Source organism: Dietzia sp. (assembly GCF_036741115.1).
In the GTDB taxonomy this organism is placed as follows: domain Bacteria; phylum Actinomycetota; class Actinomycetes; order Mycobacteriales; family Mycobacteriaceae; genus Dietzia.
Map to the genome: position 1 here is coordinate 4657 of NZ_DAINST010000009.1, position 17134 is coordinate 21790.

Annotated in this window: 18 protein-coding genes, 3 tRNA genes and 3 pseudogenes; 11 read left to right on the forward strand and 13 right to left on the reverse strand. The window is 65.1% G+C overall.

The features are described from left to right. Positions 1-105 precede the first annotated feature (105 nt). Positions 106-366, forward strand: coding sequence for a hypothetical protein (locus V7E05_RS02620; protein ID WP_333618123.1), 261 nt, complete (start codon positions 106-108; stop codon positions 364-366). Further along, positions 318-593 carry a hypothetical protein gene (locus V7E05_RS02625; RefSeq protein WP_333618124.1) on the forward strand — a complete coding sequence of 92 codons (276 nt, stop codon included), beginning with the start codon at positions 318-320 and terminating at the stop codon, positions 591-593. The genes V7E05_RS02620 and V7E05_RS02625 overlap by 49 nt, the downstream gene beginning before the upstream one ends. Before the next feature lie 173 nt (positions 594-766). On the opposite strand, the gene V7E05_RS02630 is transcribed toward V7E05_RS02625, so the two are convergent. Then, positions 767-2389, reverse strand: a complete 1623-nt coding sequence (locus tag V7E05_RS02630) for a helicase HerA-like domain-containing protein (RefSeq protein ID WP_333618125.1) — start codon at positions 2387-2389, stop codon at positions 767-769. Positions 2390-2399: 10 nt separating this feature from the next. Here V7E05_RS02630 and orn point away from each other — a divergent pair, with 10 nt between their 5' ends. Both orn and V7E05_RS02640 read left to right on the forward strand, forming a co-directional pair. Beyond that, positions 2400-3056, forward strand: coding sequence for an oligoribonuclease (gene orn, locus V7E05_RS02635; RefSeq protein ID WP_333618126.1), 657 nt, complete (start codon positions 2400-2402; stop codon positions 3054-3056). 73 nt (positions 3057-3129) lie between these two features. Further along, positions 3130-3205, forward strand: a tRNA-His gene (locus tag V7E05_RS02640). Positions 3206-3378: 173 nt separating this feature from the next. Here the strand turns inward: V7E05_RS02640 and V7E05_RS14275 are convergent. The 4 genes and pseudogenes from V7E05_RS14275 to V7E05_RS02655 form a co-directional block, all read right to left on the reverse strand. Continuing rightward, a pseudogene (locus tag V7E05_RS14275) lies at positions 3379-4212 on the reverse strand (tyrosine-type recombinase/integrase); the annotation flags it as partial. A gap of 208 nt (positions 4213-4420) precedes the next feature. Then, positions 4421-4645, reverse strand: a pseudogene (locus V7E05_RS02645) (DUF3263 domain-containing protein); the annotation flags it as partial. 203 nt (positions 4646-4848) lie between these two features. Then, on the reverse strand, positions 4849-5037 hold the full coding sequence (locus tag V7E05_RS02650; RefSeq protein ID WP_333618127.1) for a hypothetical protein: 189 nt from the start codon (positions 5035-5037) through the stop codon (positions 4849-4851). A gap of 18 nt (positions 5038-5055) precedes the next feature. Next, entirely contained in the window at positions 5056-5571 is a 516-nt protein-coding gene (locus V7E05_RS02655) for a hypothetical protein (RefSeq protein WP_333618128.1), read from the reverse strand. A 177-nt stretch (positions 5572-5748) separates the two neighbouring features. On the opposite strand from V7E05_RS02655, the gene V7E05_RS02660 reads away from it, so the two are divergent. Further along, positions 5749-5970, forward strand: a complete 222-nt coding sequence (locus tag V7E05_RS02660) for a hypothetical protein (RefSeq protein ID WP_333618129.1) — start codon at positions 5749-5751, stop codon at positions 5968-5970. Between the two features lie 259 nt (positions 5971-6229). On the opposite strand, the gene V7E05_RS02665 is transcribed toward V7E05_RS02660, so the two are convergent. The 3 genes from V7E05_RS02665 to V7E05_RS02675 form a co-directional block, all read right to left on the reverse strand. After that, positions 6230-6397: a hypothetical protein gene (locus V7E05_RS02665; RefSeq protein ID WP_333618130.1), complete on the reverse strand. Its 168-nt coding sequence runs from the start codon at positions 6395-6397 to the stop codon at positions 6230-6232. 338 nt (positions 6398-6735) lie between these two features. Beyond that, positions 6736-7245, reverse strand: coding sequence for a hypothetical protein (locus V7E05_RS02670; protein ID WP_333618131.1), 510 nt, complete (start codon positions 7243-7245; stop codon positions 6736-6738). 122 nt (positions 7246-7367) lie between these two features. Further along, positions 7368-7952, reverse strand: coding sequence for an MmpS family transport accessory protein (locus V7E05_RS02675; RefSeq protein ID WP_333618132.1), 585 nt, complete (start codon positions 7950-7952; stop codon positions 7368-7370). A gap of 264 nt (positions 7953-8216) precedes the next feature. On the opposite strand from V7E05_RS02675, the gene V7E05_RS02680 reads away from it, so the two are divergent. Further along, positions 8217-8284, forward strand: a tRNA-His gene (locus tag V7E05_RS02680). 87 nt (positions 8285-8371) lie between these two features. Here V7E05_RS02680 and V7E05_RS02685 read toward each other — a convergent pair. The 3 genes from V7E05_RS02685 to V7E05_RS02695 all read right to left on the reverse strand — a co-directional run bounded on the left by V7E05_RS02685 (position 8372) and on the right by V7E05_RS02695 (position 12145). Next, a complete protein-coding gene (locus V7E05_RS02685; RefSeq protein WP_333618133.1) occupies positions 8372-10189 on the reverse strand; it encodes an HNH endonuclease signature motif containing protein in 1818 nt (605 codons plus the stop codon). Positions 10190-10670: 481 nt separating this feature from the next. Beyond that, complete coding sequence (locus V7E05_RS02690) at positions 10671-10997, reverse strand: hypothetical protein (RefSeq protein WP_333618134.1); 327 nt, start codon at positions 10995-10997, stop codon at positions 10671-10673. A gap of 824 nt (positions 10998-11821) precedes the next feature. After that, entirely contained in the window at positions 11822-12145 is a 324-nt protein-coding gene (locus V7E05_RS02695; protein ID WP_333618135.1) for an ArsR/SmtB family transcription factor, read from the reverse strand. A 16-nt stretch (positions 12146-12161) separates the two neighbouring features. Here V7E05_RS02695 and V7E05_RS02700 point away from each other — a divergent pair, with 16 nt between their 5' ends. Both V7E05_RS02700 and V7E05_RS02705 read left to right on the forward strand, forming a co-directional pair. Continuing rightward, positions 12162-12671, forward strand: a complete 510-nt coding sequence (locus V7E05_RS02700) for an SRPBCC domain-containing protein (RefSeq protein WP_333618136.1) — start codon at positions 12162-12164, stop codon at positions 12669-12671. A gap of 152 nt (positions 12672-12823) precedes the next feature. Continuing rightward, positions 12824-12896: transfer RNA gene (locus V7E05_RS02705), tRNA-Lys, on the forward strand. A 93-nt stretch (positions 12897-12989) separates the two neighbouring features. Here V7E05_RS02705 and V7E05_RS02710 read toward each other — a convergent pair. After that, entirely contained in the window at positions 12990-13673 is a 684-nt protein-coding gene (locus tag V7E05_RS02710; protein ID WP_333618137.1) for a PadR family transcriptional regulator, read from the reverse strand. A gap of 602 nt (positions 13674-14275) precedes the next feature. Beyond that, on the reverse strand, positions 14276-14563 hold the full coding sequence (locus V7E05_RS02715) for a DUF3618 domain-containing protein (RefSeq protein WP_333618138.1): 288 nt from the start codon (positions 14561-14563) through the stop codon (positions 14276-14278). 236 nt (positions 14564-14799) lie between these two features. Between V7E05_RS02715 and V7E05_RS02720 the strand changes: the two genes are divergently transcribed. The 3 genes and pseudogenes from V7E05_RS02720 to V7E05_RS02730 form a co-directional block, all read left to right on the forward strand. Next, on the forward strand, positions 14800-15291 hold the full coding sequence (locus V7E05_RS02720; RefSeq protein WP_333618139.1) for a peroxiredoxin: 492 nt from the start codon (positions 14800-14802) through the stop codon (positions 15289-15291). Positions 15292-15412: 121 nt separating this feature from the next. Beyond that, positions 15413-16048 carry a TetR/AcrR family transcriptional regulator gene (locus V7E05_RS02725; protein WP_333618164.1) on the forward strand — a complete coding sequence of 212 codons (636 nt, stop codon included), beginning with the start codon at positions 15413-15415 and terminating at the stop codon, positions 16046-16048. Between the two features lie 144 nt (positions 16049-16192). After that, a pseudogene (locus tag V7E05_RS02730) lies at positions 16193-17134 on the forward strand (sodium-dependent transporter); the annotation flags it as partial.

Here is a 17134-nt window from a genome sequence, read left to right on the forward strand (position 1 = left end):
GCCGAGAAGTAGCCCGATTTCGAAGCAGCCCGATATCGAAATCGGCCCGATATCCCTCTCGCGGGTGATGCCCTCGGGGGTTCGCCGCGCCTAGCTCCCGGGGGCATGCCCAGCTCTCTTCGACGCCCCGCCCGCAACACGCTCTCCCCTGTGCTCGTCATCGGGAGCGCGGCGATGGTCGCGCTCGGCGCCGTCACTACTGCTGTGTTCCTCTCGACCTCTGCGAGCGGCGCAGCACAACAGCTTCCCGTGCACGACCCCGCCCAGAACGCTTGGCCGTTCCATCTCGTCCTGACGGCGCTCGCCGCGGGAGCGCAGTGGGTTTACTCGAACGAGCTCTTCTCGAACGAGCCTTCTCGGCGCTGACGGCGCCGTGGCGGCGCGGCACCGCCGACCGGATCGCGGCAGCGTTCCGGCCGGCGCGGGCGGGCTCGGTTGGTGCGCGGTTCTTCGGAGTCGTCCGTGTCCTGCGTGCGGCGCTCGTCGCGTTCGCGGTGTTCGCCGTCGCCTACGCGCTCTTCCGCTTCGGGATGCAGCTCGGCTACATCGGTAGACCCGCCGAGTACGTCAACGCATGGGGCGGGCCGAGCTAAGCGGACGCGATGTACGCCCACTTGCTCGACATGCTCGTCCTCATCATCCCGCTCGGCCTGCTCGCTCGCGCTGCGGCCGCGCCAGGTCTGACGGCGCCAGGTCTGACGGCGCCAGGTCTGACGGCACCACAGGCGCCGGCACGGTCGTCCCCTACCGGCGAGCTCTCCCAGAGCTACCGCCTGCGGCGCGTCCCGAAGAGGCTGCGCGTGATCTCGCGCCCGGCAGCGCTCGCCGCGCTGCGCATAAAGCTGCGGGTCGCCGGGTTGGACATGGCGCGCTCGATAAAGGAGCCCTCGTCCTTTCCTCCGCCCTTCGAAGCGTTTTCTTTTTCCGCTGGGGCTGGGGACGCGGTTTCAGCGCGCTCCGCGTTCGCGGAATTCGCTACGTTCTCGGCCCCCGCAGCCGCGTTCGCCTTCTCCTCGAGCTTCTCGTAGGCGCTTTGCGGGTCGACGGTCTCCCCGTACTTGCCCCAAGCCGCGCTGCCCTTGGCGGCCTCGGAGATCGCGTCGTTGCCGATCGTGTTCATCAGAGAGGTCGGCGGCGCCATGAGGGTCCACGCCACCGGGGTCGGTGCGCCGCGCTCGGAGAGCACCGTGACGATCGCTTCGCCGATGCCAGCGCCTGTGAGCGCCTGCTCGAGGTCGTAGACATCCGACTTCGGGTACGTCTTGACCGTCTTCGACAGCGCCTTCTGGTCCTCGGGCGTGAAGGCGCGGAACGCGTGCTGGATGCGCGCGCCGAGCTGCGAGAGGATTTCGCCGGGGATGTCCGTGGGGAGCTGCGAGCAGAAGAAGACACCCACGCCCTTGGAACGGATGAGCTTTACCGTCTGCTCTACCTGCTCGAGGAATGCCTTCGAGGCATCCTGGAACAGCAGGTGGGCCTCGTCGAAGATGAAGACGAGCTCCGGCTTGTCCGCGTCGCCCTTCTCGGGCAGGTCGTGGAAGAGCTCCGCGAGAATCCACATGAGGAACGTCGAGAACAGCACGGGGCGGCCCGCCTGGTCGCCGAGCTCGATGAGCGAGATCGTGCCCTTGCCGTCGACGACCTGGCGCAGGTCGGCGGGGTCGAGCTCCGGATCGCCGAAAAAGGTGTCGCCGCCGTTGTTCGAGAGGTTGACGAGCGAGCGGAGGATCACGCCCGCGGTCTGCGCGGAGACGCCGCCGATTCCCTTGAGCTCCTCCTTGCCCTCGTCCGAGGTGAGGTACTGCAGGACCGCGCGGAGGTCCTTGAGGTCGTAGAGCTCGAGGCCCTGCTCGTCGGCCCAGTGGAAGACGAGACCGAGGGTCGACTCCTGTGTCGAATTGAGCCCGAGGACCTTCGACAGCAGGATCGGCCCGAACGAGCTGACCCGCGCGCGCAGCGGCACACCGATGCCCTCGGTGCCGAGCGAGAGGAACTCCACGGGGTAACCGGCCGGCGACCAATCGACGCCGGCCTCGTCGGCGCGCTTCTTCGCCTTCTCCGATCCCTCGCCGGGCTTCGCCAGGCCCGAAAGATCGCCCTTGACGTCGGCCATCACGACAGGCACGCCGTTCGCGGACAGCTGTTCCGCGATGAGTTGCAGCGTCTTCGTCTTGCCCGTGCCGGTCGCGCCGGCGATGAGTCCATGCCGGTTGATCATCGACAGCGGAATCGCCACGCGGGAGTCCGAATGGGGCGTCCCGTCCACCAGTACGGAGCCGAGTGTGACGGCGGAGCCCTCGCTCGCATAGCCCTGCGCGATGGCCTGTGCGGGGGAGGATTCGGACGTTGATGCGGCCGCGGGGTCGCTTGCTGGGGTTTCGTTCGGCATGATTTAGATCATGCCAGAATCAGATGCTGCCAAGACCGTTGCCGAACCCGCGCTCAATCCGCGCCACGACCGGATCGTGTGGATCGATTGCGAGATGACAGGCCTCGACGGCGGGACCGAAGAGGGCGCAGACCTTCTCGTGGAGATCGCGGCGTTAGTCACCGACAGTGACCTCAACGTGCTCGGCGACGGCGTCGACATCGTGATCGGGGCGCCCGATGCCGCGTTGGATGCCATGAGCGACGTCGTCAAGAACATGCACGCCTCCTCTGGGCTGACGGACGAGATCCGCGCTTCGAGCGTTACCGTCGCCGAGGCCGAAAAGGCCGTGCTCGACTACGTCCGCGAGTGGGTGGAGAACCCGGGATCGGCTCCGCTGGCCGGGAACTCGATCGCGACGGACCGGAAGTTCATCGCACGTGACATGCCCGAGCTCGACGAGTTCCTCCACTACCGCATGATCGACGTGAGCTCGATCAAGGAGCTGTGCCGCCGCTGGTACCCGCGGATCTACTTCGGCCAGCCAGAAAAAGGGATGGCGCACCGCGCGCTCGCCGACATTGAGGAATCCATCAAGGAGCTGCGCTACTACCGCGCCGCCGCCTTCGTGCCGGAGCCCGGCCCCTCCTCCGAGGAAGTCGCGAAGATCGCCGATTCGCTCTCGTGAGCGGGCGGCATGTAGACTTCTGAGCGCTGCGCGGGACCGCATGTGACTACATGTGTAAGTTCCGACGAGCGTGGTGAGTGTAGTTCAGTTGGTAGAGCACCAGGTTGTGATCCTGGCTGTCGCGGGTTCGAGTCCCGTCACTCACCCCAAACGAAAACCCCCTGCTCAGGCAGGGGGTTTTCCTCATTTCGTCACCACCACGGCGGTCACGCACTCCCCGCTTCGGTTCGGGCAGCGTCGATAATCCGCACATATCCCGCAGCTGCTCCGCGATTGCTACCCGGTCCGCGTCGTCATCGTCGAGCCACAGTTGCGTATACACGTCCAAGGTGACCGAGACCGAGGCGTGCCCTAGACGTTTCTGCACGACTTTCGTCGACCTCCTTGCCCGGATTAGCGCCGATACGTACAGGTGTTGCAGATCGTGCATCGTCCGCCCACCGATCCCCGCGGCCTCGCGATAGCGGCGGAAGTACTCGCCGAACCGAACCTGCGTGAGCGCCGAGCCTCTCGACGAGCAGAACACTATCTCATTGGCGCCTCGCAGCTGAACCGAAAGCTGCTCGGCGATCGCGTCAATAGTCTCCTTCGGCACGGGCACCGTGCGCCTTGACGCTGCCGACTTCGTGCGTTGGGTTCCTCCGGCTGCCCTGGTCGCCTGCTCGACGACGTGGATCTCGAGGCGCCGGCAGTCGACGTTTCGCACCTTCAACCCGGCGAACTCCCCAGGCCGCAGACCCGATGTCGCAGCGACGACGACGGCGCGGGCGAACATCTGCATCGGCCGGGCACCCTTCACCCCGTCACGGGCCGCAATGACGAGCTTCGCGAGCTGCAACGGGGTGATAAGCTCGTTTTCGATGAAAGGCTCATCGTGACGTTCGGCCTTCGGCCGCGGCCCTACCGGACTGCGAAGGATCAGCTCCTCGGTCACCGCGGACCGGAATAGCGCGGTGAGGTCCTTGTGCGTCGCTGCGCGGGTCGAATCGGCGAGCGGTTTCCCGTCCGCCCACGGGCGTGCCGCGAGGAACTGGAACCACTCGTTCACGTCGCCCTTCTTCACCTTCCCGAGTGGGGCGTCGGCGAGCCGTCCAAGGTTGTCGAGGAGCGACTGCCGGTGCGAGCGGGTGCCATCGGGTGGGCACGGTCCTTCCATCGCTTCCCGTAGTCGAGAACGGTTTCTCAGCCGAGCTCAGGGTCAATCCACTCCCTCGCCGCAGTTCGCGTTCGCGGTCCTCGAGCCATGCTTTCGCGTCTTTGCGGCGGGCGAAGGTGCAGGATCGTTCCTTTCGGTCGGATCCGCGGTACCGGGCGACATACCTGGCGCCGGCGGAGGTGTCGCGTTTCTGGATAGCCACGTGTATCTATCCGTTCAGGCTGTAGGTGCGTACAGGTTTCGCGGAGCGCGAGTCTCGTATCCGCCGGAGCCGCTTCACGGTGAGCGGATCGGCGAGCATAGCCTCCTCGGTGTAGAGGATCTGGTTGAGGACTTGGTAGTAGCGGGGCGTGGAGACGCCGAACGTCTCGCGGATCGCTTCTTCTTTGGAGCCTCGGTATCGCCACCGCTTGCGTTCGAATGAGAGGATCTCGGCTGTGTTCATGCCGCCCCCTCGATCTGCTCGAACCGGCGATGCGAATACTCGAGTTCGGCGGAACTACACGCCCGTATCCGCGCTTGGAGCATCGTCAGGTCGCTCCAGCAGTCGTCGGCCGTGTCTGCGTGGACTACTCCCCCATGCCACACGAGCGCTTCGTCGAGCATGTCGAGATCGATCAGCCGGCGAGCGGCGATTCATTCGACGAGCTCCTCCTCTTTCGCCTCGGCGAACGGCGGGACCGGCCCGCGCTCGATGTGGACGAGCTCGTGCGCGAGGGCGGAGCGTCGTTGCGCTTGAGTGAGGCCGCGGCGGAACCAGATGCGCGTGCCGTCTGTGAGGGCGTCGATGTGGGCGGGTAGGTCGGCGCGGGTGTTGACCGTCATGTGCCGCGCTAGGCGTCGCTATGGGTGGTATCGCATGCCAGGAAAGCTAGAGTCGCGCTCCGACATGTCGCCCTCGTGACCTGCAATTACAGTGTTGTCATTCATAGCATGGATCGTTCTTGTTTGACGTCCTAGCTGCGGCCCCTCGGCGTCTCGCCAGTTGTCGGCGCTCGCTTCCTCGCGGTTTCGTCGGCGTGCTGCGAGGTCGTCAACCGGTTCCGAGAGCGCTCGGTGATCGCCACTGAGCTTCATCCTCCGCAGAACTTCTTTCGCAAGGTCGTCGTCGGTGACCCCGCTTAGCGCGGTAAACGGGTCGATCTCCACTGCGTAGTCCGCGGCAAGGTACCCGCAATCAACGAGGGCGCGGACCGGGTGCGCGCCGTACGCGTCGGCGATCTTGATGACGTTCTCGGCGGCCAAAGATTCGCGGGCGGTCTGGTCGGTGACCGTCCGGAACGAGATGCCTGTCGCTCGGCCGACGGCGCGGGGCGAGGCCCCGCCGGTCGTCCTCTCGAGCCATTCGCTGTGTCTCATGCGACGAGACTAGCACGGATCAACCCACATGCGAACAATTAATGTTCGGCCTCTAGCTGGGGAAACAAGAGTTTTTCGAATCACACTTGCGTAATTCGTTCGCCGTGTATAGCTTGATGTTCATGCCGTACGGTGAATGTTCGATCGCCGTTCACGACTCATCGGAGGAGGTGAACATTGATTCGCATCGACCCCACCGTCCTGGACGACGCACGGCGCATCTGCGGCCTCACGTCCGACGAACAGCTTGGGGTCCAGATCGGACGCACCGGCGCGACGGTTCGGAGTCTCCGCAAGGGACTCACGTCGTCGTCCATCACCGACCTGATGGAGCTGAAAAGGATCACCGGCCGGACTCTCGACAACCTCGTCATCCAAGTCCCCGACGCGGCGGCATAAAGAAGCCGCCCTGGTGGTGCAACACCGGGCGGCCTGAAATCCCCTGCAAGGAATCACTATGGACGGTACACCCATCGAGTTCGTCAGTGAACTCCCTGGCCCAGCGCCCCGAACAAACAGATCGGCCCAACGCGGCGCGTACCACTCATTCTTCGAAGCCACCCGTGCGCGTGCATCGCGGACATGAGGTCGGAGAGCACCTCCTCGGCGGGAGCGTCGAGCTCCACAGCCAGCTCGCGGGCGAGATCCGTGTACCGCATCACTGGTACGGGTCGTTCGCTCGGCAGAACTCGGGAGTGTTCGACGCCATGCACTCGCCCCACCAGTTCTGGCCAGCGATCCTCGCGGTGTCCGGGTTGTAGTTGTTGTCCGCAGTCACGGGCGGATCGATCGCAAACTCGCCGTATGGAGCGACGTTGCCGGGCACTAGCCCAATAGCGTTCTCGTCGCATGACGCCGAATAGGCAACGGAACCGTCCGACATCCGCGCCGACCCACCATAATTCGCACATCCCACTACGGTCGGCGCCGGGACCGATGGTTGCCCAGCCGACGCTTCTTCTTCCGATGTCTCAGGTGTCACCTGTTCTTCTTGGACATCGTTTGTCTCAGCTTCCGAAGTCTCCTCGGCCGTTGGCGTACTCGCACTCGAGGCGGAAGTGGTTGGACTCTGCGACTTGGTCACGGTGACGGTCACTTCGTTCCAGTTGCTCGAGCATGCGGTGAGCGATCCGGCAGCGAGTACGGCGATTGTTTTACGCCTGATCAGTTCCCCGTAATCTCTGCGACCTGTGCGCAGTAGTCAGGGTCCGTGATGTACCCCTGCTCGCACCCGTGCTGCCCCTGCAACTCCCCAGACGTCGGGTTGCGGTTCCCATTCTCGTCGTGCCCATAGCCGCAGATCGCGGCCGCACAAGTGCCACCATCGGCGAAAGCGACCGTGGAGAGATCCTGCGGCGGCACCGCGCCTAGGTTCTCCGGCGTGCACTGCGACGGGTCAGACACGAATGCGTCCGTCTGCGGGCACTGGTAGCTAACCTCTGTGGAGACCGGCACCCATCCATCGATGCCGGGGCCTTCGGCGGGTTGCTCGGCCGTCTGGCCGGCGGGCTCGGCTTCGGTCGTGGGGGTTGCGCTCGGTTTCGTCGAGGTGGTCGGCTTGGACGATTCGGCGGTCTTCGTGACCGTGACGGTCGCCTCGTCGGGGTTGCTCGAGCAAGCGGCCATTCCGCCCACGGCGAGCGCCGCGGCGACGGCAGCGAGGAGCTTACGCATCGGTCGCCCCCACGGTTTCGTTCGTGATCCCGCTGGTGAACGGGTTGGGAAACAGGAAGTTGATGATCTGCGCGGCGTAGGTGATGAGCATGTTGAGGATGTCCATGGGGTGTCCGTTTCGGTTAGCGGAGGAAGTCCGCGAAGTTGCATGTGGCGATGGAGTACGGGCCGCTCGACGTGTTCGAGTTGACCTCTTCCCCATCAACGAGGATCCGGCACGTGACGTCTCCGGAGCCCTCTTGCTGGGCGAGCACGTTGACGTTGAGCATGCCGTGCTTGTCGACCTGAATCTCCTTCGACCAGGGCGACGCAGTGGCGTTGTCTTGCGCCTGGCTCGCGCCATCGCCCGCGCTGGTGTAGGTGACGGACACGTTGCTGCCGTCTGCGGTTTCAACCTCGAACTTCACCGTCGAACCGTTCTGCTGCTCGTCGGCGTCCTTGGATTCGGAGTTCCCGGGCTGGCTGCTGTCGCTCGTGGAGTCGTTGTTACCGCCGCCTGCAGCCGAGATGGCGGCGATGACGATGATAAGGACGACAATGATTCCCGCGATGATCGCGAACCATTTGAAGCACCCACCGCGCATTTTCTGGGGCTGTTGCTGCCACTGCTGCGGGTGCTGCTGCCACTGCTGCGGGTGCTGCTGCCACTGCTGGTTCGGGTCGCCCTGCCAGTTCTGAGGTCCGGTGGGCGGCTGGTTGTTGGTCACGGGAGTTCCTGTCCTGAGGGCCTTTGGTGGCGCTGGTATCCTGGTTCACATTCTTAGTGCAAACTAAGCAACGAATGTTACAGGGGTTGTCGGCGGGGGTAAAAATTGCCTTAGGTCGGCTTTGTTGGTCGCGGCGTGGGGCGCGTCCATTCCGCAAATAATCCGCAGTTCGTCAGTAATTAGTGCCGACATTGCTCACCGTGCCCACAGTGCCCGCGCCTTGACCTGCACCTTTGACAAAGGGTGCAGGCCTATGCGTGCCCCTGTTCTCTTCAGTTGGTAGAGCACCAGGTTGTGATCCTGGCTGTCGCGGGTTCGAGTCCCGTCACTCACCCCAGGGAGAGAGCCCGGGCCGTCCGCACATTCTCGTGCAGGTACAAGCGGCCCGGGCTTTTTCGTGCCCGACACCCGCCTACCCCTCAGAACGGTGGTTCGGACAAAGCTTCGTCCTGGGAGGGGTCAACGCGATCGAATCCGACCTTCGCCCCCGGCGCGTTCTTCGGCGCGCTTTTCGACGCTTCCCCAGCAGTCGCTCCGACAATCTCCCTCAGAGCCGCCCGGCGAGATTTGCGGAAGGCCGCAGTCGTTCGCGTTCGGCGAGCAGATCGATGCTGACTACGCCGTAGCGGCGTTGACGTCGAGCACGCAGAAGCAGCTTGCACTCCCCCTCGTGCCGCTGCAGCTCGGCCCGAGCCGTCGCCGATGCCCGAGCAGTTGCCGCTGCCCGAGCAGTTGCCGCTGCCTTTTCCGGTGCCTGCTCCGTTGCCGGCGCCTGTGCCGACTTCATTGCCAGCGCCATACGAGGCCCTGCCGCCGTCGACGCCCCGACAGCGGAGAAGCACCTCGCCAAGCGCCCGAGCGGCATCGGTCAGCGCGAGCACCTGATCCCGATACTCCGGCGCCGCAGCCGCATACTCCAGCCCTAGCGCTTCCCTTTCGATCCCCCTAGGGCCATTCGGAGTGCTGTCTCCGAGCACGCGACCTCCCAGCGAAGCCCTCACGCGGCCGTCCGGCAGGAGCTCGTACATCATTTCTCCATGCGTCTTCGCCCGGTGGTGGTGTCGGCACAGCGCGATGAGGTTGTCTTCGCGAGTGAGCCCGCCGCCGAGCGGATCGCTTGCGACGAATGGCCGGACATGGTCGAGATCGCAGCGCCCGGCCGACACTTCACAGCCCGGGTGGCGGCACGTGCCGTCCCGGAGAACGACGAGCCGGCGCAGGGACGCAGACGGCGTGTACGTGGTCTCTGCGGCGATCCTCTCGGCCACCTCCGCCAATTCCCGGGAGAGGCGGTGGAGATTCGGACCCGCGACGTCATCTCCGATGGGGAGCACAGCCAGGGACGCCGACCGAGACGCGGACAGGAGTTCGTCGAGCCGCTCCCTGACCGCCGAGCCTGAGCCGCCGAACGCTCGCACCGTCCCGATCTGCGAACTGGCGCCCGCGACGATCGTGATCGCAGGGTTCGACGAATGCCCGCCGATCGGGGTCTCGTCCCCCGGCGGCCGTTTGTCTATCCCCGTGACCAGCTGGACAAGGGCATCTGCACGCCGCTGCGCCGCAGTACGGTCCTCGCCCGCCATCCGACCCCACGCGGCGGCAAGTCCGTCGACCGAGCTCCACACAGCCTCCGCCTCGAGTATGGGCAGATCTGCGCACACCACCGACTCGGCGGGCGAGGGAGACCATTTGCGTACGCCCCTCCCCCGCACGGCATTTTCCTCACCCGACTTGAGCGCGTCCGGGTCGACATCGTTGATGATCGAGTGCAGCTTTCGAGTGGCCCCCGATGACCACCGGGCCGTGCGACCGTCGACCTCGCACAACAGGAGTATCCGGGCCTCGATCTCCGAGCGCTTCTCCGGGTCCACGACATGCTCGAGCTCGCGCGAGATCCGTACGGCCACTTTCGACGGAACTGCCCCGCGAAGAGCGGCATTCCACACCCGTGAGCAGCGCGACAGAAGGACCGCGCCCCCGAGCAAGCGGCGCGCGTGGGACACCGTAAGGTTCATCTCCGAGGCGACCCGATCGGCCGCCTGGGTTTCCGGGTCAATGCGCTGGTACTCGTGCGGATCTACCCATCCGCCGGGCTCCTCGGGATGCGTTTCGCGAAATCTCGCCTCCTCTTCCCTGAGGACATCGAGCGAACGCGACATCGCCGCCGCCTCCGCCGACGACGCGAGCACTGCGAACACGTCTCCCTGTTGTGCCTCGGGGCCCAGATGGGACGCCACACACATAAGCGTCCGCCCCAGCGACTGGAGCATTTCGGGGAGCTCAACGAGTGACCCGGCACCCCTTTCGCCGACGGCTGCTGTTCGAACATTCGATGCCGACTCGACGAGTCGATCGAGCGCCTCCGGGAGAGTATTTGCAAGATCCGACGGACGAGCCCGACGAACAGGGGAAAGGGCTTTTAACCTGGCAGGACCATTGGGCGGTGAACATCGTGCAGTGGTCGAGCGTGCCATTCCGGCTCCCACGTGTGCGAATTTGAGCGCTTCTGACACAAAAGACATTAGCACATTCGTTCGACACAAAGGAAGTGTTCGACTATGGTCGCTTGTGCGAGACCAATCAGTTGCCCGTCGACATCAAGGAACAGTCCGCCAAGCCCATGCTCCCGTGCCCGCTGTCCTCAACCGCCACTTCGTCATTGACCAGGATCCGGCACGTCGAATCGCCGCCATCGCACACCAGAATACTCACAGCGAATTAGTGGTACGGGGTGCTATCGGAAGTGAACCCCGTCGACCACGTACTCGAAACCTCTTCCAGCTCGACCTCCGCATCGTCCGGCACATATGTCACCGTCACGTCGCTGCTCGAGGACTCGACTTCGTGCCTGACCCAGAGCGGACCAGGCGGAAAGGTGGTCTCCTCCGGAAGTACCAGGGATTCATCAGACGACGGAGGTAGCAGCGCATCGGGCTCCTCGGTCGGTGGAGTGCCGCTCACCGAGGCGCCGCCCAACGACGATCCCGGCGACGCCGTGGCACCGGACGCCGTGGTGGAGCCGTCGCCCTTTGGCCTCAACACCACGAACGCCATGATGGCGAGAGCGAAAACAAGGACCAGGGCGACGATGCCGCCGAGGATCAGCCCAGTATTCGATTTCTGCGCCTGCGGATGCGCTCCGTTCGGCCACTTGCCCGGAGAGATGGGGCCACCAGGAGGAATAGGTCCGCCGGGAGCATTGGGCCCACCGGGAGGCGGGAAGCCACCGCCGGAGCCGTACGGCCACCGGCCGGGCAGCGAATACCCGGAACGAGGATCCCCACCGGGAGGGAACTGAGCGGTATCCGGCGAATTCACTGGCGGGCCAGCGCATGGATTCGCCGGCATTCCATAGGGGGGCTGCCCCGCATCGGGTGCCTGCCCCGCGCCGGGAGCCTGCCAGGCGGAGGGATTGCGCCCGGGATCGGAGCCCGGACCCGAGTACGAGCTCTGGCCTGAATAGGGGTTCTGGCCAGGATGAATCTGATTGCCGAATTCGTTCTGACTTCCGAAGGCACCTTGTTCCCCGTAGGGACGCTGGTTCCCGTAAACATTCTGGCCCCCGTAGAGACCCTGGCCCCCGAAGGCACCTTGGTCACTCTGCTGGTCCGGTTAAGCGTTGGGGTTCGGCGGGATGTACTGTTACCCGCCACCGCCGTCATCCACCTGCGGCTGCCCACCATTCGACTGACCATGTGGCGGCCGAGTCATTGGACCCCCTCGACTTCGCCGGTGCCGGCGCTCGGATCCGCCAGAACTGCACGGCGTTTCGCCTGAATATCGACCATATCTCGGGCTCATCATCGCGATAGCGGATTCGATTGAGATGGACCGCGCGGAACACGACGTCCCCACGGAATCAGCAGGCGCTACTCGCCTAGTCCGGAAAGGAGATCGACAGCGGAAGTCATGTAGCTGCGTATCCAACGATCGTGGATCCTCTTGATCGGCAGCGGCGACAGAGAGAGGTGCCGCTCCCGCCCGACCCGCCACCCGGCGACAAGCTCGGCCCGCTCGAGCACCCGCAGGTGTTGCAGCACCGTCGTCCGGTCGAGCTCGGGACACGCGGCGCACAACTCCCCCGTTGTGCGCGGGGCGTCGCGAAGCACGTCGAGCATACGGCGGCGCACGGGATTGGCCAGCGCCTTAAATACGGCGTCGTCCAGGGAATCGTTGCCTCCGCCGTCAGACATGTTGTAGTTTTACCACATGAGCGAAGAGACGCAGAACCTCCAGGGACAGCCCGACCAGCGGAACCAGCAGGCCGAGCTCGGGTTCACGATCTCGGGCTACATCTCCAAGCCTGTCTCCGAGACGTACGAGGCGGTAGCCGATCCAGAGCGACTGTCGAAGTACTTCACGACCGGTGGCGCGCATGGCCGGCTCGAGGGTGGCACAACCGTCACCTGGGACTTCGCCGATTTCCCGGGCGCGTTCCCCGTCAAAGTGCTCGAGGCAATCGAGAACGAGCGAATCGTCATCGAGTGGGCTTCGGGAGAAGGAGTGACGGCGGACGGCGCGACACGCGTGACCTTCGAGTTCGAGCCGATCGACGACAACACCCGGACGCTAGTGAGCATCACCGAGGCAGCGTGGAAGCCGGGCGACGAGGGTGCGAAGGCCGCGTTCGGCAACTGCTACGGCTGGACGACGATGCTCGCGGGAATGAAGGCGTGGATCGAATACGGAGTCGTTCTTCGCGAAGGCTTCCACAAGTAGCGCGCCCGGGCGCGGTTGGTTCGCCGACGAGCCAACCACGTTTCCGCAGGGTGCGGGCCGATTTCGCGATTGGTTGGGGCGGTGCTAATGTATTCAACGGTTCACGGCGGGACGCGCTCCACACAGCGCCTCGTTACCGCCGCGAGACGCATGCGCCATTAGCTCAATTGGCAGAGCAGCTGACTCTTAATCAGCGGGTTCGGGGTTCGAGTCCCTGATGGCGCACAACGATTTTATGAGACCGGGGCGGCACCCTCCAATGGAGAGTGCCGCCCCGGTTTTTGCTTTTGTAGAGTTGGATCGCGCGGGTACGCGGACCTAGTCGTTTTCCGCGAGCATCGCGTACAAGCTCTTGCGTAGGCCGTCGATTTCCTCGCGAGCCTGAGCGATGAGCCTCTCATCGCCGGTGGCGAGTACCGAGCGCAGGGCGAGCATCATCTGGCGCATCGAGTTGCCGAGCTCAAGGCCCGGACGCCCCGGACCGTTCACATCGTCGGCGCCATCAGAAACGTCGCCGGCCTGAACCGAATCGCTCTCGCCGAGGTCCCACGGCGCGCGCTTCTCGGCAAGCGCCTCTGCCTCGGCGCTGCCGGCGACGGTGAGTCGGTAGTGCTTGGGGCCGGCCTCGGCGTCGAGTTCGATGAGACCCTCGTCCTCGAGCTGCGACAGCGCCGGATAGACGGCACCCGAGCTGGGCGTCCACTCCCCTTCACTTCGCTCGGCGAGCTCACGCATCACGCCGTAGCCGTTGCGCGACTCCTCGGCGAGGAGCAGGAGGATGCCGTTGCGGACGTCGCCGCGGCGCGCGCGTCGCTTGCCGTCGCCTCTCCCCGGTCCGCCGGTGCCGAAACCAGCACCGAAACCGGAACCGAAGCCACCGCCGAATCCTGGGCCGGGGCCGAAGCCCTGGCCAAAGCCACCGCGACCGCGGGGACCGCGCCCTCCACGTGCGCCCGGGCCTCCGGGCGCACCATGGCCGCCGTTGCCGAAGCTGTTGGCCATCTCCGCGAAGAACTGCCCGAGCTCCTGGCCCAGGCGGCCGTCGGACCAAGCGCTATCTCGGCCATCGCCGCTCCGACCTCCGCCACGACCTCCACCGCGACTGCCGCCGGGTCCGCCACTGCGACCACCGCCGTGTCCCTGTGGACCGCGCAACGGGGCGCCGGGACCAAGGCCGTGGTGGCCACCTGGTCCACCCAGTCCGCCACGTCCACCATGTCCAGCGCTCCCCCCGTGCCCACCGCGCCGGACGTGCCCGCCGCTCCCCCCGTGCCCACCGCGCCGGACGTGCCCACCGCGCCGGACGTGCCCGCCGCGATCGGCAGCGCCGAAACCACCGAAGCTGCCAGCGCCGCCCATGCCATACATACCGCCCATGCCATACATACCGCTCATGCCATTCATGCCGTTCATATCGTTCTCCTTCGATCTCGTGGAAGCACCCGTTGGCACCTCTGTCGAAAACAAGAATGACAAGCATATCGCGACATGTCAACGACATATCGTTAACTGATTTCGACATGACAAAAGCCCCCCGGAGGTACCGAGGGGCTTGTGAGGCTCCCACCTGGCCTCATTAGGCCGGCCGTGGTGGCGAGAACCGACTAGGACAGGATCGAACCCAGCTTCTTCGACTCGAGGTAGCGATCGATCGCCGCATTGCGCTTGCGCTTCGAGTTGACGCTGAACAGCACACCACCGACGGCGAGCGCGGCGACTCCGCCGATCGCGGCGAGCACCACGGGGTTCTTGAAGAACGCCGTCGCCTGCTCCTTGCCCTGCGAGGCGATGTTCTTGGGGCTCACGCGCTCGCCGAGCTCGTCGAGCGTGGCCGCGAGGTTGTCGCGCGCCTTGGCGATATCGCCTTCGATGCTTTCGTAACTGCGTGCCACGGGTCCTCCGATTCGCGTGTGGTCCGGCCGCGGGCCGATGCGAGCCAGCCGCAGGCCGGACCGACGCGTCGCCGACAAGTATTTACCGGAACAACGATAACCCACAAGGGCCGCGCCCCGTCGACCTGGCGAACGGAAACGAACTCTATTGCGTAAAGTGAGGATCAAAGTTGATGGCCGCATCACCTTTCGGGAGTACGCCCGCCGCGGCCGACGACAGGGAGGAGTTCGGGTAGATGGACGGAAATCGCCTCGAGATCGGGGATGTCGCGCCGGATTTCGAACTTCCCGACGCTGACGGGAACATCGTCCGTCTCAAGGACCTGGGCCGCGTACTCATCTACGTCTACCCCGCCGCCATGACCCCCGGTTGCACCACCGAGACCTGCGACTTCAACGCCGCCGCCCCGGACTTCGACACGGCCGGCATGCGCATCGTCGGCCTCTCGCCCGACTCCCCGGAGAAGCTCGCGAAGTTCCGCGACAAGTACGGCATCGAATTCCCGCTCCTCTCCGATGAGTCGAAGGAGACGCTCACGGCGTACGGCGCCTTCGGAGAGAAGAAAAACTACGGCAAGACGGTCATGGGAGTCATCCGCTCCACCTTCGTCGTCGAGGAAGACGGGACCCTCTCGTTCGCCCGCTACAACGTCCGCGCCAAGGGACACGTGGCGATGGTCGCCGGACTGCTCGACGTCGACCTCTCTGACACCGCCGCCGGCGAATAAGGGGAGGCCCGGACACGTGAGCGACGCCGCCAGGGGAAGCGCAGCGGATCAGTACACCTTCGAGGCCGTCACCGCGCGGCTCTCCGATGCCGCCCAGGACAACGGGGAGCAGAACCCCGACATCCTCGTCCCGCGCCGCCGGCCCATCCAAGAACGGAGCCGGCGCAAGTTCGAGGCGCTGCTCGCATCGGCCCGCGAGGTGCTCATCGAAGACGGCATCGACTCGTTCACGTGCGAGGAGGTCGCCTCTCGCGCGGGCGTCCCCATCGGCACGCTGTACCAGTTCTTCGCCAACAAATACGTGCTCGTCTGCGAACTCGACCGGCAGGACGCCCGCGGGGTCGTCTCCGAGCTCGCGGACTTCTACAACCAGATCCCCACGCCGGGCTGGCCGGAACTCCTCAACGAGTTCATCGAACACCTCGCCACGATGTGGCAGTCCGATCCCTCCCGGCGCGCGGTGTGGCTCGCGACCCAGGCGACCCCGGCCACGCGCGCGACGGCCGCGCTCAACGAGAAGGAGCTCGCCCGCATGGTGGCGGCGGCCCTCTCCCCGCTCACGCCGGCCGCGGACAGCGAGCATCGCGCCTTCATGGCGGAGGTGCTCGTGCACGTCGCCTACTCGCTCCTCAACTTCTCCGTGCAGCAGCCCGAGTCGGCGGGACGCGACGTCCACGCGGAGACCGTCCACGAGATCAAGAAGATGCTCTCGGCATATCTCTGGCTCGCCGAGCGCGAAGCGCGCGAAGAGGACTGAGCGCGAAACCCGCCCCTCCGAGAAATCGGAGAATGCCAAAATCGAGACCCCGCCGCGCTAAGCATGGTCTAAGGTATCGGCACACGGTCTCGACGCGACACCCTCGCCCGCGGACCTCCCCTCGACCCCTACAGGAGTTCGACGATGACATCGTCCGCATCATCGCCAGGGGCGGAGAAGACACAGGCGAGAGAGGCCTTTTCCTCCCGTAACGTGTTCGTCTTCGCCGCCATCGGCTCGGCGGTGGGGCTCGGCAATATCTGGCGTTTTCCGTATGTCGCTTTCGACAACGGTGGCGGCGCGTTCCTTGTGCCCTACGTCATTGCCCTGCTCACCGCCGGAATCCCGCTCCTCTTCTTCGACTACTCGATCGGCCACCGCTTCCGCGGATCCGCGCCCCTCTCATTCCGCCGGCTCGATCGCAGGCTCGAACCGATCGGCTGGTTCCAGGTACTCGTCGCGCTCATCATCGCCGTGTATTACGCGGCGATCATCGGCTGGGCCACCTGGTATGCGTTCTTCTCCGTCGACAAGCGCTTCGGCAGCACGCTCGAGGAGACCACGTCGTTCTTCACCGACGATTTCCTCCAGATGAGCGATTCCTCGTTCAGCCTCGATTTCGTGCCGAAAATCACCATCATGATCGCGATCGTCTGGATCGCCACCATCGCGGTCCTCGCGCTCGGCGTGCAGAAGGGCATCGGGCGGCTCAACCAGTTCTTCATCCCGCTGCTCATCGTGCTGTTCGTCGTCATGGTGGTATTCGCCCTGTTCCAGGACGGTGCGATGGACGGCCTCAACCAGCTCTTCACCCCGGATTGGAGCGTGCTCTCCAACTACCAGGTGTGGATCGCCGCGTACGGCCAGATCTTCTTCTCGCTGTCCGTCGGTTTCGGCATCATGGTCACCTACTCCTCCTACCTCGACAAAAAGACGAACCTCACGAGCTCCGGCCTCGTCGTCGCCTTCTCGAACTCGGCATTCGAGGTCCTCGCGGGCATCGGCGTGTTCGCCGGCGTCGGCTTCCTCATCCACGCGGGCGGCATGGGCTGGGACGACGTCCAGGGCGGCGTCGGCCTCGCGTTC

Coding starts and splice junctions, on each gene's coding strand:
- V7E05_RS02630 (WP_333618125.1), bottom strand. CDS start 2,389: ATGCCGAACGAAACCCCAGCAAGCGACCCCGCGGCCGCATCAACGTCC.
- V7E05_RS02695 (WP_333618135.1), bottom strand. CDS start 12,145: ATGTCTGACGGCGGAGGCAACGATTCCCTGGACGACGCCGTATTTAAG.
- V7E05_RS02620 (WP_333618123.1), top strand. CDS start 106: ATGCCCAGCTCTCTTCGACGCCCCGCCCGCAACACGCTCTCCCCTGTG.
- V7E05_RS02655 (WP_333618128.1), bottom strand. CDS start 5,571: ATGAGACACAGCGAATGGCTCGAGAGGACGACCGGCGGGGCCTCGCCC.
- V7E05_RS02650 (WP_333618127.1), bottom strand. CDS start 5,037: ATGACGGTCAACACCCGCGCCGACCTACCCGCCCACATCGACGCCCTC.
- orn (WP_333618126.1), top strand. CDS start 2,400: ATGCCAGAATCAGATGCTGCCAAGACCGTTGCCGAACCCGCGCTCAAT.
- V7E05_RS02670 (WP_333618131.1), bottom strand. CDS start 7,245: ATGCGTAAGCTCCTCGCTGCCGTCGCCGCGGCGCTCGCCGTGGGCGGA.
- V7E05_RS02720 (WP_333618139.1), top strand. CDS start 14,800: ATGGACGGAAATCGCCTCGAGATCGGGGATGTCGCGCCGGATTTCGAA.
- V7E05_RS02700 (WP_333618136.1), top strand. CDS start 12,162: ATGAGCGAAGAGACGCAGAACCTCCAGGGACAGCCCGACCAGCGGAAC.
- V7E05_RS02710 (WP_333618137.1), bottom strand. CDS start 13,673: ATGGCCAACAGCTTCGGCAACGGCGGCCATGGTGCGCCCGGAGGCCCG.